Genomic DNA, 14,268 nt, shown 5'->3' with positions numbered 1-14,268 from the left:
TTGGGCTGTGAACTGCGTTCAGCTTCTTAACGGATGAAATAGATGGTGGCGAACAGGCCGATCCACACGATGTCGACGAAGTGCCAGTAGTACGAGACAACGATCGCGGCCGTTGCCTGTGCCGGGGTGAACTTGCTGACCTTGGTACGCGCGATCAGGAAGACGAAGGCGACGAGACCACCGATCACGTGCAGGCCGTGGAAGCCGGTCGTCATGTAGAAGACCGAGCCGTACGCGCTGCTGGCGAGCGTGGTGCCCTCGTGAACCAGGTGGTAGTACTCGTACGCCTGGCCGAGCACGAAGATGATGCCCATGACCAGGGTGATCGTGTACCAGCGGCGCAGCCCGAAGACGTCACCACGCTCAGCGGCGAAGACGCCCATCTGGCAGGTGAAGGAAGAAGCCACCAGCACCGCGGTGACGGGCACCGCGAGGCCGAGGTTCAGCTCGGTGGGCTCCGGCGGCCAGTGTCCGTCCGCCTGCGCGCGCGCGACAAAGTACATCGCGAACAGGCCGGCGAAGAACATCAGCTCGCTGGACAGCCAGACAATGGTGCCGACGCTGACCATGTTCGGCCGGTTCAGCGAGTGCACGCGCTGGGTGATTGCGGATCCTTGGGTCCCTACTGCGCTCGTCACGCACAGAAGTATGACGCGTTGTCGTAAGAGAAGGGAACCCGGGTCCGGTGTTGGCGCGTCGCGGCCCTTCATACGCTACGCGTGGTCGCTGATTGCGCAGGTAGACGGGCATGCGAGGCTGGTGTCATGGAACGAGTGCGGTGGTGGCGCAAGCGGTTCGGGCGACGTAGGGCGGTGCCGCTCGACGCGACGCGGAGCGATCTTGTGGTGGTGGCATCGAGCTTCGACGACGCCGAGGCGTGCAGCCGGGCGCTGGAGCGGGCGGCGGGGTCGGAGCCCGGCTGGATCGCGAACGAGGACGCGGTCCTGCGGCACCACCTGAGGGTGCCCGCGGATCAGGTGCACGGCGCGGTCGAGCTCGCAGGGCAGGACCGTTACGCCGTCGCGGCGCCGGACGCGCCCGCGCCGCGAGAGGTCGACGTGGCGGTGGCGGAACAGGGGGACGAGGAACTGGTGGCGTTGGTGCTGCAGCGGGTGCAGGTCCTCGACGCGCTGCACTGTTCACAGGAGCGCTCTCGGATGGCGGGGCTGGCGCAGCGCGCGGGTGGGTGTGTCCTCGGATGGGATGCGCTGCAGCCGCCGCGGAATCCGGTTGCCCGTACTGACTAAGCTTCGTCTTCGATTGTGCTGACGGCGACGGAAGAGGCGGTTGCGATGGGGAGTTGGCCAGAGGTGCTCGGTGCGCTGACGGACGGACGCGATCTCGATCCGGGGACCGCGTCGTGGGCGATGGACGAGATCATGTCGGACAACGCCACCTCCGCGCAGATCGCGGCGTTCGGCATCGCACTGAAGATGAAGGGCCCCACCCCGGCGGAGGTGACCGGCATCGCCGACGCGATGCTCGCGCACGCGCGCACGATCGATGTCGACGGTGACGCGGTGGATGTCGTCGGCACCGGCGGTGACCGGCAGCAGACCGTGAACATCTCCACGATGGCCTCGGTCGTGGTCGCTGCCGCGGGCATCCGGGTGGTCAAGCACGGAAACCGGGCCGCGTCCTCGAAGAGCGGCGGCGCCGACGTGCTCGAGGCGCTCGGAGTCCGGATCAACCTGAGCCCGGATGCCGTCGCGCGGTGCGTGCGGGAGGTGGGGATCGGGTTCTGCTTCGCGCCGACCTTTCATCCCGCGTTCCGGTTCACCGCGGGTCCGCGCAAGGAGATCGGCATCCCGACGGTGTTCAACGTGCTGGGGCCGCTGACCAACCCCGCGCGGCCGCGAGCAGGCCTGATCGGCTGTGCCTTCGCGGACCTGCAGCCCGTGGTGGCGGGGGTCCTGGCGCGGCGGGGCAGCAGCGCACTGGTGGTGCGGGGCGACGACGGACTCGACGAGATCACCACCTCGACCACCAGCACGGCGTACGTCGTGTCGGGTGGGCAGGTGCGCGAGGACAGCATCGACCCGACGGCACTCGGGATCGAGCGGGTGCCACTGTCGGCCCTGCGTGGCGGGGACGCCGAGGCGAACGCGGTGATCGCGCGGGCGGTGCTCGGCGGCGAGCGCGGCGCCGTGCACGACGCGGTGATCCTGAACGCGGCAGGCGCGATCGCCGCCCACAGCGGTCTGTCGGGCGAGCTCGACAGCGCCCTGCGTGCGGGCCTCGAGCGGGCCGTACGCGCGATCGACAGTGGCGACGCGGCTGCGCTGCTCGACCGGTGGGTCACGGTCTCCACCGAACTGGCGGACTGACGCCCGCCGGGTGCGGGAACCGCCGTCAGTCGAACCGAACGGCGGTCCCCGCCCCGAATCACTCGCCGATGGAGAAGGCGGCCTCGACGTCGGCGCTGGCGTAGGAGCGGAAGGCGATGTGGGTCGTCGTCTGCTCGACGCCGTCCACCTTGTTGATCGCGCCGGTGACCACCTCGGCGATCTGGGCGTGGTCTCGGACCTTCACGATGGCGATCAGGTCGACATCGCCCGCGCACGAATAGACCTCGGACACCCCGGCGATGTCGGCCACCGCCTGCGCGGTCTCCGGGATCCGGTTCGCTTTGGCGTGAATGAGGACGATGGCGTTGATCATCTCGCTCCTTGGCTGCGGTGGCGTCCTATCTATAGGGAAGGGCCGTGTGGGTCCTTGTCCATAGACGGGCGTCCGACTCTGTTCTTTCCCCTGTCACCCTAGGCGGTGCCTGCCGCGGCGGCGGCGCCCCGCGCCACCGCGCACCACTGCAGCCAGCCGCCACCGCCGCGCGCGGGTTCGGCGTATCCGTGGCTCGCGCGCACGATCCGGACCCCCGGCGTCTCGAGCCAGCCGGCGATGAGCCCGGCCTCGCCCGCCGTGGCGCCCCGCAGCGGTGACGGCTCCTCGATCACGGTCTCGGCCGCCAGGGTGAGCGCCTCGACGACCGGCATCGGAGGCACGCCGCGCTCCGCCATCCCTGCGGAGGCGAGCCTGCCTGCCCGGATCACCGCCAGCTCCCAGCCGCCGGAAGGCGAGGGTCGCGCGGCGACCAGCTCGTCGACGGCGGCGAGGCTCGCGAGGCGCTGAGCCCGGCGGAGCGCGAGCGCCAGGGCCGTGGTGCGGTCACGGAGCCGCGCGGCACTCTCGAACAGTTCGGCCGCGGCGAGTTCTTCGATCCGGGCACGGAGCCCGTGCAGCGGCGCATCGTCGGTTCCCCTGAAGAGCGCGTGCGCGGTGTCCGGTGCGCGTCGGTACTCGGCCGCGCTCTGTGGCGTGCCCCCGGCGGGGCAACCGCCGACCGCACTGTCCGGACAGTCGGGCCCGTGGGGCTGGTCGTCGCGAATTCTCTTGGTGCACGTCCTGATTCGGCAGATGTCGGCGATGGTCGCGGCGACCTCCGCCGCGTCCGCGCGGGTACCGAAGGGGCCGAGGGCGTCGGAGGTCGCGCTGCGCGAGATCGCGAGCCGGGGGAACGGCTCGGCGGTGCGGGTGATCCACCACGCCCGGCGGGGGAACTTCGAACGCCGGTTATAGGGAGGGGCGTGCGCGCCCAGCAGTCGGAGTTCGCGCACCGACGCCTCGAGGGCGTGCGCGCACTCGACGTGGTCGACCCTGGTGGCCAGCGCCACCATCTCCTTCATCCGTGCGCGGGTCTCTGATCCCGTGAAGTAGCCGCGCACCCGGCGCTGCAGGTTGACCGCGGTGCCGACGTAGAGCACCTCGTCGGACGGGCCTCGGAACAGGTAGACGCCCGGGGTGCGGGGGAGGTGTGCGGCGAGCCCGCGCTTGCCGCGCTGTGCGGCGGAGACGTTGGGGAGGTAGTCGACCAGCTCCGGGTAACTGTGCACGCCCAGGTTGCCGACCCGTTCGATGAGCCCGTGCAGCACCTCCACCGTCGCCCTGGCGTCGTCCAGGGCCCGGTGGGTGGGCTTGGTGCTGACGTCGAAGAGGGCGGCGAGGGCCGAGAGCTTCACCGAGGGTGCTTCGTCCCGACCGAGCACCCGGCGGGCCAGCTTGACGGTGCACAACACCTGGAACGGCGGCCAGGGCAGCTCGCAGCGGGCCGTGGCGGACTTGAGGAAGCCGATGTCGAAGGGCGCGTTGTGGGCGACAAGGACGGACCCCCGTGCGAACTCCAGGAAGCTCGGGAGCACCCGCTCGATTCGCGGTGCCCCGATCAGCATGGCGGAGGTGATCCCGGTCAGCTCGACGATGTACGGGGGCATCGAGCGGCCGGGGTCGACGAGGGTGGACAGCTCGCCGATGACCTCGCCGCCACGGATCTTGACCGCACCGATCTCCGTGATCGCGTCCTCGCCCGGCGCGCTGCCCGTGGTCTCCAGGTCCACGACGACGAAGGTGGTGTCCCGCAGTGGCGTATCGAGCTCGTCGAAGCTCAGCTGGGCGTAGGGCGGACTCTGCGGGCTCACCCGGCTGAGGCTAGGTGCGGCCACCGACAGGGCCAACCTGTCGCAGCCGTCGCGCAGTCCGTGTCGGACCGCGCCGCTAGTTTCCGTCGCAGAGGTCTCCGAAACGCCGCGAGGCCACCGGTAGAGACGAGGATCACAGTGATTGTCGATTGCAACGACTGCGAGGTTCGCGATACCGCGTGCGGCGACTGCGTGGTGACGGTGCTGCTCGGTCTGCCCGGTGCCCGGGCGGGGGAGCGGGCAGGGGACTCGGCAGGGTCGGCCCGTATCAGTATTGAGCAGGACGAACGGGTCGCTCTGGACGTGCTCGCCGATGTCGGGCTGGTGCCGAGGCTTCGGTTGGTGCGTGCCGCGGATGTCACGCAGACCGGTCGGTCGTTATCTGTCCGTGACCCGAGAGTGGCCTAGCGCCCATTTGTGGGCGATATGTCCGAATCGGCCGAGTGGTCGGGCGTGTTGGGTCGACAGGCGCTCCACGCTTTCGTAATCTTCCTGAGACCTAGCGGAGTCTTGCCACACCATCCGGTGCGGCATCGCCAGGTACCGCCTAATCGATCACTCGTGAGAGCGATCGTGCCGGGAACCCAAGTTTCTCTGGGGTGAATCCCGTCGGAGCGCGACATGCGTGCCGCCGGGTAGGGCTGATCTTCCCAGCCCGAACCCGTCAGCTAACTCGGTCGGCGGATGAACGGAAGAAACGGAGTACCCCTTCTCGTGGCTTCATCCACTACCCAGCGTTCGGTGCGACGCATTGCCGTTGCCAGCGCGCTGACCTTCGGTGCCATCGCAGTCTCTGCAGGCCCGGCCCTCGCCGAGCCCGTCACGATCTCTGGCATCGGAACGTTCGACATCCCGGGTGTGCCTGCCCAGACCATCCAGGTCCCCGGCCTCCCGGCCCTGCCCGGTGCGCCCGGTGCGCCGGCCCCCGCGCCGCTGGTCTCCGCAGGTGACAAGGCCGTTCAGGCCGCCGCGAGCAAGATCGGTTCGCCCTACGTGTACGGCGCCTCGGGCCCGGACTCCTTCGACTGCTCGGGCCTCGTGCAGTGGGCCTTCAAGCAGGCGGGCATCAACCTGCCGCGCACCAGCTACGACCAGGCTTCGGCCGGTACGCCGGTCTCCACGTCCGCCCTCAAGCCGGGCGACGTGGTCTCCTTCTACGGTGGCTCGCACTCGGGCATCTACGCGGGCAACGGCGAGGTCATCCACGCCGCGACCTCCGGTACCCCGGTCAAGCGCGCGCCGCTGTCGTCCATGCCGATGGACGGCGCCCGCCGCTACTGAGCGCCGCGCACGAACTCTCGTGGTGGGTCTGCGCCTGTCGCGCGGCTCTCGGGGTGAGCGGAAAATGCCTCGGCAGGTTGGGTGGACATCCTCGTATGCCATTCCGTAACCTGTCTGAGACCTTCCGAAATCTTGCCGCGTCACCCGGCGCGGCATCGGAGGGCACCACCACGCAGGACCTGGGCGCCGCAGGCGCCGGTCCGGCGCCGGAGACGGAGTCGCCGGGGTGAATCTCCCGCTCGGACCTCGGTTCGTGGGGCAGGGCTGATCTTCCCAGCCCGACCCGTCAGCCAATCCGGCCGACGGGCAGTGGAAGAACGGAGTACCAGCTTTCGTGGCGTCACAGAGACTGAAGCGATCTACCAGCGCAGTGCTGGCAACGGGCCTGCTGTCCCTCGCAGCAGTCGTGGTCCCCGCGGGCACCGCAGCCGCGGATCCCGCGCTGGAGAATCCGACAGCCGCGCTCGAGAAGCTCTCCGAACTCTCCCGCACGTCCGAGCAGACCAGCGAGGCGTTGCACAACGCCCAGATCGACCTCGAGTCCAAGACCGCCGTCCAGCGCGACGCCGAGTCCAGGCACGCCGCCGACGAGAACCTGTTGGCCGAGGCGAAGGCCAGGATCGCGCAGTTCCAGCCCGCGGTCGACAAGCTCACGACGGCCAGTTACCAGGGCGCCCGCGTCAATCGACTGTTCGCGGTGATGGTCTCCGATTCCCCGCAGCAACTCCTCGACCAGATGTCCACGCTCAGCGTGCTCTCCGAGGACACCGCGGCCCAGGTCGGCCACTTCAAGCAGGCCACCGACGAGGCCGCCACCGCGGCCGAGGCCTCGCGCCAGTCCGCCGACGCCGCGCGCACCGCCACCGAGCAGGCCAGGTCGATCAGCGACGACCTGCAGAACAAGCAGAGCGACCTGCAGGCCCAGATCGCGCAGGTCACCCAGGCGTTCGGCGCGCTCAGCGGTTCGGAGCGGGCCACCCTCGCCGGTAGCCCGTTCCCTCCCGGATTCGATCCGCAGACGCTGCTCAAGGGTCTCGTGCCAGGGTCGAACTCCGGCGCGCTGCAGGCAGGCATGACGAAGGTCGGCAAGCCGTACGTCTGGGGCGCCACCGGTCCGGATTCCTTCGACTGCTCCGGCCTGATGGTGTGGGCCTACAAGCAGGTCGGCAAGACGCTGCCGCGTTCGAGCCAGGCCCAGGCCGCGGGCGGGATCCCGGTCTCGCGTTCCGAGCTGCAGCCGGGCGACCTGGTGCTGTTCTACCCCGACATCTCGCACGTCGGCATGTACGCGGGCAACGGCAACATCCTGCACGCGTCCACCTTCGGTGTTCCGGTCAAGGTCGCGCCGATGGACGCGTACCCGTTCTACGGCGCCAGAAGGTACTGAACGGCATACCGGACGTCCCGCCGCGGCAGCCACGGCGTCGGATCCGGACATGGGAGGCGGCTGCGCTCGGGGGGTTGCTGCTCGCCGTCGTCGCGGTCGGCGCGTTGACGGCCCGGTCGCAGCCGGCCGAGCCGGATCGACGTGGTTCCGACAGCGCCACCAGCGCCAACCCGTACGAACAGGCGCGCCGCGCGGGCGTTCAGGACCTCCTGAACCGCTGGGCGGGCGCGGTGAGGGGTGGTGACCCCGCCGCGCTCGCCGCGCTGTTCGACCGCTCCGCTGCGCCCGAGTTCCTCGCCTCCGAGATCCGCCGCAGCGAGCATCTCGCCGCGGTGCCGCTGGCGGACTGGGGCTATGAGATCGGATCCGACCCCGAGACGCCGGTCCCGACGGACCTGGCCGAGCAGCTCGACGCCACCGACGTGTGGGCGGTGCCCGCGTACCTGCGCTACGCCATCGAGGGCGCGGATGCCGGTTCCACGCGCAAGCCCGTCTCGCTGATCGTCGCCAGGCGGGGGGAGAACTGGACGCTGGTCTCCGACCGGTCACTCCCCGAGTACGGACGCCATACCTGGCGGGGCCCTTGGGATTTCGGTTCGGTTGTCGTGCGAGAGGTGGAGACCGGTTCGCGCTCGTCGGTGGTGCTCGGTCACTCCGATCAGGAGGAGTTGATCGACGCGATCGCGGCGGATCTCGCGGACGCGGTGTCCTCGGTGACCGAACTGTGGGGCCCGGAGTGGTCGCAGCGGGCGCTGGTCGTCGTCAGCTCCTCCCAGGAGGAGTTCATGGAACAGGTCGGAGCGGACCACAGCGGTTCCGATATCGCCGCGGTCGCGGTCTCGGACGTCGTCGAGCCAGGGGCCGACTCCGCGACGGGCCAGCGCGTCGTGTTCAGCCCGGCCGCGTCGGAGCGACTCGACGAGGACACCCGGCACTCGGTGTTGCGGCACGAGCTCACCCACGTGGCCGCCCGCGCCGCGACCACCGACGGATCGCCGATGTGGATGCTGGAGGGCTTCGCCGACTACGCCGGTCACCGCGATGCCGATGCTCCCGTCGGTCGGGCCGCGCCGATCCTGGCGGCGGCGGTCGTCGCGCACGGGCCCCCGACGCGGCTGCCCGTCGACGCGGACTTCACGGCAGGCGGGGAGCGCGCTCAGGCGGCGTACGAGCTGGCCTGGTCCGTGTCGGCGTATGTCGCCGACCGGTTCGACGAGCCGACGCTGCGCGAGCTGTACGTGGACCTGGCGACCGGACCCGTCGACAGCCACGAGCTCGATGTGAAGCTGCACGAGGCCGTCGGGCTCTCCGCGTCCGAGTTCGTGACCGACTGGGGCCGCTGGGTCGCCGAGGGCCTCGACTGAGAGCCGGCCGACCCGACCCTGCGCAGCGGCCGCCCGTGTCCGGCAATTACGGTGAACCCATGCGCCGAACCCTGTTGGTGACGAATGACTTTCCGCCCCGACCGGGAGGCATCCAGTCCTACCTCCAGTCCTTTGCGAACGCGCTGCCCGCCGACGAGTTGGTGGTGTACGCCCCGCGCTGGCGGGGTGACAGCCACAAGAAGTTCGACGCGCGTCAGCCGTTCGAGGTGGTCCGCCACCCCACGACGCTGATGCTGCCCACGCCGCTGGTGGCCCGCCGGGCGGCCAAGCTGGTGCGCTCGCGCGAATGCGACAGCGTGTGGTTCGGCGCGGCGGCCCCGCTGGCGCTGCTCGCCCCCGGGCTGCGCCGGGCCGGCGCCGAGCGGGTCGTGGCCAGCACGCACGGACACGAGGTCGGCTGGTCGATGTTGCCGGGCGCCAGGCAGGCGCTGGGCCGGATCGGGAACACCACGGACACCGTCACCTTCGTCAGCAAGTACACGCGCGGCCGGTTCGCGTCCGCGTTCGGAGCCGACGCCGCGCTCGAGCACCTGCCGCCCGGTGTCGACACCGAGGTGTTCCGACCCGACCCGTCGGCCAGGGCGGAGCTGCGGGCGCGATACGGGCTGGGCGACCGTCCGACCGTGCTGTGCCTGTCCCGGCTGGTCCCGCGCAAGGGCCAGGACGTGCTGATCCGGGCGCTGCCGCGGATCCGTGAGTCCATCGACGGCGCGGTGCTCGTCATCGTCGGCGGCGGCCCGTACCAGGGCCGACTCCACGCGCTGGCCAAGGAGACCGGGATGGAGGAGCACGTGGTGTTCACGGGCACCGTGCCGTCCGCCGAGCTCGCGGCGCACCACACGATCGCCGATGTCTTCGCGATGCCGTGCCGGACCAGGGGAGCCGGCCTCGACGTCGAGGGGCTGGGCATCGTGTTCCTCGAGGCCTCGGCCTCGGGGGTCCCCGTGATCGCCGGTCGATCCGGTGGAGCGCCGGAAACGGTGCGGGAGAACGAGACCGGGCACGTCGTCGACGGGCGATCGGTTCGGCAGGTGGCCGACTCGGTGATCTCGGTGCTCGCCGACCGCGACCGCGCAGCCGCCATGGGCGCCGCAGGCCGCGTGTGGGTGACCGAGCAGTGGCGCTGGGATGCGCTGGCAGCCAAGCTCAGCGGCCTGCTGCACTAGGCGCTACGCGCCCGTGCGCGGTTGACGAGTGCCAGCACTCGTCAACCGCGCACAGGCGGCGGAGCCGCCTACTTGGCGTAGATGGCCTCGATGTCGTTCGCGAAGCTCTGGTGGATGACATTCCGCTTGAGCTTGAGCGTCGGAGTGAGCTCGCCGGTCTCCTCGGTGAAGTCCACCGGCAGGATCCGGTACTTCTTGATCGACTCCGCGTGCGAGACCAACTTGTTGGCCTCCGCGATGGCCGCATCGACCTCGGCGATCAGGTCGGCATCGGCGATCAGATCGGCGACGGTGGCCTCGGCGGGCTTGCTGTTGCGCTGCTTCCAGCCCGTCCACGCGTCGGGGTCGACAGTGATCAGGGCGCCGATGAAGGGCTTCTGGTCGCCGACGACGAGCGCCTGGCTGATCAGCGGGTGCGCGCGGAGCTGGTCCTCGAGCTGGGCGGGCGCGACGTTCTTGCCGCCCGCGGTGACGATGATCTCCTTCTTGCGCCCGGTGATCGTGATGTAGCCCTCGGCGTCGACCGAGCCGAGATCGCCGGTGTGGAACCAGCCGTCCTCGAGCGCCTCGGCGCTGGCCGCCTCGTTGCGCCAGTAGCCACCGAAGACCACCGGCCCGGACAGCAGGATCTCGCCGTCCTCGGCGATGCGAACCGCGTTGCCGGCCAACGGCCTTCCGACGCTTCCCACCTTCTGGCCGCCCGGCGTATTCACCGCCACCGCCGCGGTCGTCTCGGTCAGGCCGTAGCCCTCGAAGATGGTCACGCCGATGCCACGGAAGAAGTGGCCGAGGCGGGCACCGAGCGGGGCGCCGCCGGAGATCGCGAGCTGGCACTGACCGCCGAGCGCGGCGCGCAGCTTGGAGTACACCAGCTTGTCGAACACCGCGTGCTTGACCTTGAGGCCGAAGCCGGCGCCGCCGGTGTCCTGGGCCTCGCTCCACTCGACCGCGGTCTCGGCGGCCTTGTCGAAGATCTTGCCCTTGCCCTCGGCGTGCGCCTTTTGGCGGGCGGTGTTGAAGACCTTCTCGAACACCCGGGGCACCGACAGGATGAAGTCGGGCTTGAACGTGCCGAAGGTCGGGACAAGGTTCGGGATGTCGGAGGTGTGGCCGACGGTGGCGCCCGCGTCGAAGGCCGCGAGGGAGACCGCGCGGGCGAGCACGTGCGCCAGCGGCAGGAACATCAGGGTGCGCCGGCCCGGGCGCAGCAGCTCGCCGAATCCGGAGGTGCTGATGCCGCGCGACTCGGCGATGAGGTTGGAATGGGTGAGCTGGCAGCCCTTGGGGCGACCGGTGGTGCCGGAGGTGTAGATCAGGGTCGCGGGGTCGGTCGCCTTGAGCGCGTCGGCGCGGGATCGGACCTCGTCGTCGCTGACGTCGGCGCCGAGCGCGATCAGCTCCGCCACCGCTCCCGGCGCGCCCTCGATCTGCAGCATCTTGCGCAGCGCGGGGGACTCGGCCGCGACCTGCTCGAGTGCCTTCGTGTGGCCCTCGTTCTCGACGAACAGCGCGACGGCGGCGGAATCCTCGAGGATCCACCGCACCTGCTCGGGGGCGGAGGTCTCGTAGACCGGAACGGTGACGCCGCCCGAGGCCCAGATCGCGAAGTCGATGAGCTGCCACTCGAACCGGGTCGAGGACATCAGGGCGACCCGATCGCCTGGCTGCACGCCGAAAGCGATCAGGCCCTTGGCGACCGCGGTGACCTGGTCGGCGAACTCGGCCGCGGACACATCGGTCCACGTGCCGCCGGTCAGCCGAGTGAAGACGGCCAGGTTGGGCGTGTTCACCGCATGGGTGAACACCGAGTCGACGGCGGACGCGTCCTCAGGGATGGTGAAAGTTGACGGAACGCTGAATTCACGCACGAAGACCTCCGGCACTGCGGTGTACTGACGAGTAGGTTTTGCTGCGGTTCCACTTTAACCCGTGCTGATCGGCCCTGGCCCGCACCCGCCGCGCGGAGTGTGTGAAGCTAATCCGGTGAGCAGCATTCAGGTCTCGGACCAGACCTTCATCGCGGCGCCGCCGGCATCGGTCGCGGAGTCGATCGGCGTGGTGTCGAAATGGCGCCGCTGGTGGCCGGATCTCCAGATCAGCGTGCGGGAGGACCGAGGCGAGAAGGGGATTCGCTGGACGGTCACGGGCGCGTTGACCGGAACGATGGAGGTCTGGCTGGAGCCGGAGCTCGACGGCACGATCGTGCACTACTTCCTGCACGCCGAGCCGACCGGCGCCGGTCCCGCGGAACTGGCCGAGCTCGATCTCGGGGCCCTCACCCGGGCGCGCCGCGTGGCGGGCAAGGTGATGGCCTTCGGTACCAAGCGCGAGCTCGAGGCCGGTCGGCCGGCGGGAGAGTCGCCGACCCCCAGGTGATCGCCCGCCCGACGGTGTCGCGCGGTGCGGCCCGTCGTTGTGCGCGCACATCTGTTTCGTGTGTGATGGGTTCGAGTGCCTTCGTGGCTGTCCTGGAGTGAAAGGAAGCGTTGGTCGTATGGCCGACAAGACCAAGAGGTCGATCACCATCGCGGCTCCGTCGAGTCGGGTGATGGACGTGATCGCCGATTACGACGCGTACCCCGAGTGGGTGGCCGCGGCGAAGTCAGTCGAGGTGCTCGCACGCGGGGCGAACGGTCGCGCGCGGCGGGTTCGGTTCGTGCTGGATGCCGGGATGGTCAAGGACACCTACGAACTCGACTTCGACTGGGCGTCGGACGGAAAGTCCGTGCGCTGGTCGCTGGCCTCCGCCGAGATCCAGAAGTCGCAGGACGGCTCGTACACCCTCGAGGACCAGCCGGACGGGACCACCACGGTCACCTACGAGCTGACCGTCGACCTGAACATCCCGATGATCGGGCTGTTCAAACGCAAGGCCGAGAAGGCGATCACCGACACCGCCCTCAAGGAATTGAAGAAGAGGGTCGAAGGCTGACCGGGCGTGGCTCCGATGCGAACACCCAGATCCGGTTCTTCATCGGTAAGGGTGGCGTCGGGAAGACGACACTGGCGGCCGCGACCGCGATTGCGGTGGCGCGCACCGGAGACCGCGTCCTGCTCATCTCGCTCGATCGCGCGCACTCGCTGACCGAGGTGCTCGCGCTGGAGGGCGCGGCGGCAGCGGCGGGCACCGGCGTCGTCGCCGTGGCCCAGGGGTTCGACGCGCTCGAGCTCGACACCCTGACCCTGCTCGAGGATCGACTGGTCGCGCTGTCGGCGCTGATCCCCAGCGGCACCGACCACGAGCACGGTTCTGCGCTGTCGCTGCCCGACCCCCAGGAACTGACGGGACTACCCGGCGCCGAGGAGTTGCTCGGGCTGGCCGAGGTCGCCCGGCTCGCGCACGGAGGGGACTGGGACGCCGTGCTGGTCGACTGCCCGCCGACCGGGGAACTGCTGCGTCTGCTGACGGTTCCGGACATGGTGCACGACTATCTCGAGCGGATCTGGCCCCGGCACCTCAGGGCCACGGTGCCGGGCGCGCAGCGCTGGCAGGCGATGGCCGCGCTGCTCGTCGACCGTCTCAGTGACTTCACCCTGCCGGTCCGGGCGATGCTCACGGACCGGCAGAACACCTGCGCGCGAATGGTGCTCACCGCGGATGCGGTCGGCGTGGCCGAGGCGCGGCACACCGCGGCGGCGATGTCCGTGCTCGGCGTGCGAGTCGATGGCCTGATCGTGAACAAGATTCTGCCGCAACATGATCCGGTTCCATCCGATGGTGTGGACCGTCCGGCCCTGCGCTGGTATGCGGAGCGCGCGGATCGCGAGCGTGCGCAGCTGGATTCGCTGGCGGCGTCGCTCGGTGGGCTGCCGGTCCGCACGGCCGACGAGAACGCCGTCGAGCCGGTAGGGTTTGACTCTCTCGCCGCGCTCGCCGACGCGCTGTATCCGGCCGGGGTCGATCCGCTGACCGCCGCGGACGACGATTCGACGGGGGCGAGGGTGGAACTGGAGTCAGGGTCGGGGGTGGAATCGGTGTACGCGCTGCGACTGCGCATGCCCCTGGTCGACCCGTCCACGCTGACCCTCGGCAGGGTCGAGGACGACCTGGTGGTCGGCGCGGCGGGGGTCAGGCGCAGGGTGAGGCTGGCGTCCGTGCTCCGCCGTTGCACCACGGTCGGCGCCCAGTTCGAGGACGGGGACCTCGTCGTCCGGTTCCGCCCCGATCCGCAGGTCTGGCCGCTGTGAGCGACGATCACGCGGACCTGGTCGCCGAGCTGCGGGCACTCACGCACGCGGCGTTCGATCGGCTGGAACCGCTGCTGCAGAAGGCGTCCGAGGCCGCCGCTGCCGCCGCGAATCCCGACGGCGGCGAGCCGGGGCCGTACGGGTGCAGTTGGTGCCCGGTGTGCGCGCTTGCGGCGCTGGCCCGAGGCGAGCAGCACGACCTCATCACGCTGCTCGGTTCGCAGGCCGCGGTGCTGCTCGCCCTGCTCCGGCAGATCCTGGACGAGCACGGCGCGCATCCCGACCCCGATGGTGGGCCCGACGGGTCGACGGCCGCTCCAGGCGCGGAGGCGCAGGGGGCTCGCCCGAAGTTCGTCCCGATCTCGGTTCAGGTCGAGCACAATCGGTGA

The 14,268-nt window shown here is 70.1% G+C and carries 15 protein-coding genes and 1 riboswitch; of the genes, 11 read left to right on the top strand and 4 right to left on the bottom strand.

All coding sequences use genetic code 11. The features are described from left to right. Nucleotides 1-26: 26 nt before the first annotated feature. Entirely contained in the window at nt 27-638 is a 612-nt protein-coding gene (gene ctaE, locus FCG67_RS11890; protein ID WP_072754055.1) for an aa3-type cytochrome oxidase subunit III, read from the bottom strand. Between the two features lie 126 nt (nt 639-764). Between ctaE and FCG67_RS11885 the strand changes: the two genes are divergently transcribed. Further along, nucleotides 765-1,247, top strand: a complete 483-nt coding sequence (locus FCG67_RS11885; RefSeq protein ID WP_136910013.1) for a hypothetical protein — start codon at nt 765-767, stop codon at nt 1,245-1,247. 45 nt (nt 1,248-1,292) lie between these two features. Further along, nucleotides 1,293-2,327: an anthranilate phosphoribosyltransferase gene (gene trpD, locus FCG67_RS11880; protein WP_136910012.1), complete on the top strand. Its 1,035-nt coding sequence runs from the start codon at nt 1,293-1,295 to the stop codon at nt 2,325-2,327. 58 nt (nt 2,328-2,385) lie between these two features. On the opposite strand, the gene FCG67_RS11875 is transcribed toward trpD, so the two are convergent. Then, the gene (locus tag FCG67_RS11875; RefSeq protein ID WP_077041953.1) at nt 2,386-2,661 is read right to left on the bottom strand and encodes an Lrp/AsnC family transcriptional regulator; all 276 of its coding nucleotides are present in this window, start codon (nt 2,659-2,661) and stop codon (nt 2,386-2,388) included. A gap of 98 nt (nt 2,662-2,759) precedes the next feature. After that, nucleotides 2,760-4,472: a DEDD exonuclease domain-containing protein gene (locus FCG67_RS11870; RefSeq protein ID WP_169310503.1), complete on the bottom strand. Its 1,713-nt coding sequence runs from the start codon at nt 4,470-4,472 to the stop codon at nt 2,760-2,762. A 138-nt stretch (nt 4,473-4,610) separates the two neighbouring features. Here FCG67_RS11870 and FCG67_RS11865 point away from each other — a divergent pair, with 138 nt between their 5' ends. The 5 genes from FCG67_RS11865 to FCG67_RS11845 all read left to right on the top strand — a co-directional run bounded on the left by FCG67_RS11865 (nt 4,611) and on the right by FCG67_RS11845 (nt 9,691). Beyond that, nucleotides 4,611-4,880: a hypothetical protein gene (locus FCG67_RS11865; RefSeq protein WP_136910010.1), complete on the top strand. Its 270-nt coding sequence runs from the start codon at nt 4,611-4,613 to the stop codon at nt 4,878-4,880. Between the two features lie 126 nt (nt 4,881-5,006). Continuing rightward, nucleotides 5,007-5,171, top strand: a riboswitch (cyclic di-AMP (ydaO/yuaA leader). A 15-nt stretch (nt 5,172-5,186) separates the two neighbouring features. Beyond that, on the top strand, nt 5,187-5,753 hold the full coding sequence (locus FCG67_RS11860; RefSeq protein WP_077041951.1) for an NlpC/P60 family protein: 567 nt from the start codon (nt 5,187-5,189) through the stop codon (nt 5,751-5,753). 334 nt (nt 5,754-6,087) lie between these two features. Next, a complete protein-coding gene (locus FCG67_RS11855; protein ID WP_136910009.1) occupies nt 6,088-7,140 on the top strand; it encodes a C40 family peptidase in 1,053 nt (350 codons plus the stop codon). 77 nt (nt 7,141-7,217) lie between these two features. After that, complete coding sequence (locus FCG67_RS11850) at nt 7,218-8,504, top strand: hypothetical protein (protein WP_425467831.1); 1,287 nt, start codon at nt 7,218-7,220, stop codon at nt 8,502-8,504. A gap of 59 nt (nt 8,505-8,563) precedes the next feature. Then, nucleotides 8,564-9,691 carry a glycosyltransferase family 4 protein gene (locus FCG67_RS11845; protein ID WP_136910008.1) on the top strand — a complete coding sequence of 376 codons (1,128 nt, stop codon included), beginning with the start codon at nt 8,564-8,566 and terminating at the stop codon, nt 9,689-9,691. Nucleotides 9,692-9,759: 68 nt separating this feature from the next. On the opposite strand, the gene FCG67_RS11840 is transcribed toward FCG67_RS11845, so the two are convergent. Beyond that, nucleotides 9,760-11,559, bottom strand: a complete 1,800-nt coding sequence (locus FCG67_RS11840) for an AMP-dependent synthetase/ligase (RefSeq protein WP_136910007.1) — start codon at nt 11,557-11,559, stop codon at nt 9,760-9,762. Between the two features lie 115 nt (nt 11,560-11,674). On the opposite strand from FCG67_RS11840, the gene FCG67_RS11835 reads away from it, so the two are divergent. The 4 genes from FCG67_RS11835 to FCG67_RS11820 all read left to right on the top strand — a co-directional run bounded on the left by FCG67_RS11835 (nt 11,675) and on the right by FCG67_RS11820 (nt 14,268). Continuing rightward, nucleotides 11,675-12,067 (top strand): polyketide cyclase / dehydrase and lipid transport, encoded by a 393-nt coding sequence (locus tag FCG67_RS11835; RefSeq protein ID WP_097212152.1) that lies wholly within the window; start codon nt 11,675-11,677, stop codon nt 12,065-12,067. 118 nt (nt 12,068-12,185) lie between these two features. Continuing rightward, nucleotides 12,186-12,623 carry an SRPBCC family protein gene (locus FCG67_RS11830; protein ID WP_136910006.1) on the top strand — a complete coding sequence of 146 codons (438 nt, stop codon included), beginning with the start codon at nt 12,186-12,188 and terminating at the stop codon, nt 12,621-12,623. Then, complete coding sequence (locus FCG67_RS11825) at nt 12,599-13,879, top strand: ArsA family ATPase (protein WP_342775487.1); 1,281 nt, start codon at nt 12,599-12,601, stop codon at nt 13,877-13,879. The genes FCG67_RS11830 and FCG67_RS11825 overlap by 25 nt, the downstream gene beginning before the upstream one ends. Continuing rightward, a complete protein-coding gene (locus FCG67_RS11820) occupies nt 13,876-14,268 on the top strand; it encodes a hypothetical protein (protein ID WP_136910005.1) in 393 nt (130 codons plus the stop codon). Before FCG67_RS11825 ends, FCG67_RS11820 begins: the two co-directional genes overlap by 4 nt.

Origin of the sequence: Rhodococcus oryzae, assembly GCF_005049235.1 — a bacterium.
Taxonomy (GTDB): domain Bacteria; phylum Actinomycetota; class Actinomycetes; order Mycobacteriales; family Mycobacteriaceae; genus Rhodococcus_G; species Rhodococcus_G oryzae.
The sequence above is the reverse complement of the archived record's forward strand: the minus strand, read 5'-3'. Positions and strand labels throughout refer to the sequence as shown.

Excerpts from the sequence above, each read along its gene's own strand:
- FCG67_RS11885 (WP_136910013.1), top strand. The coding sequence starts at position 765 with ATGGAACGAGTGCGGTGGTGGCGCAAGCGGTTCGGGCGACGTAGGGCG.
- trpD (WP_136910012.1), top strand. The coding sequence starts at position 1,293 with ATGGGGAGTTGGCCAGAGGTGCTCGGTGCGCTGACGGACGGACGCGAT.
- FCG67_RS11875 (WP_077041953.1), bottom strand. The coding sequence starts at position 2,661 with ATGATCAACGCCATCGTCCTCATTCACGCCAAAGCGAACCGGATCCCG.
- FCG67_RS11845 (WP_136910008.1), top strand. The coding sequence starts at position 8,564 with ATGCGCCGAACCCTGTTGGTGACGAATGACTTTCCGCCCCGACCGGGA.
- FCG67_RS11830 (WP_136910006.1), top strand. The coding sequence starts at position 12,186 with ATGGCCGACAAGACCAAGAGGTCGATCACCATCGCGGCTCCGTCGAGT.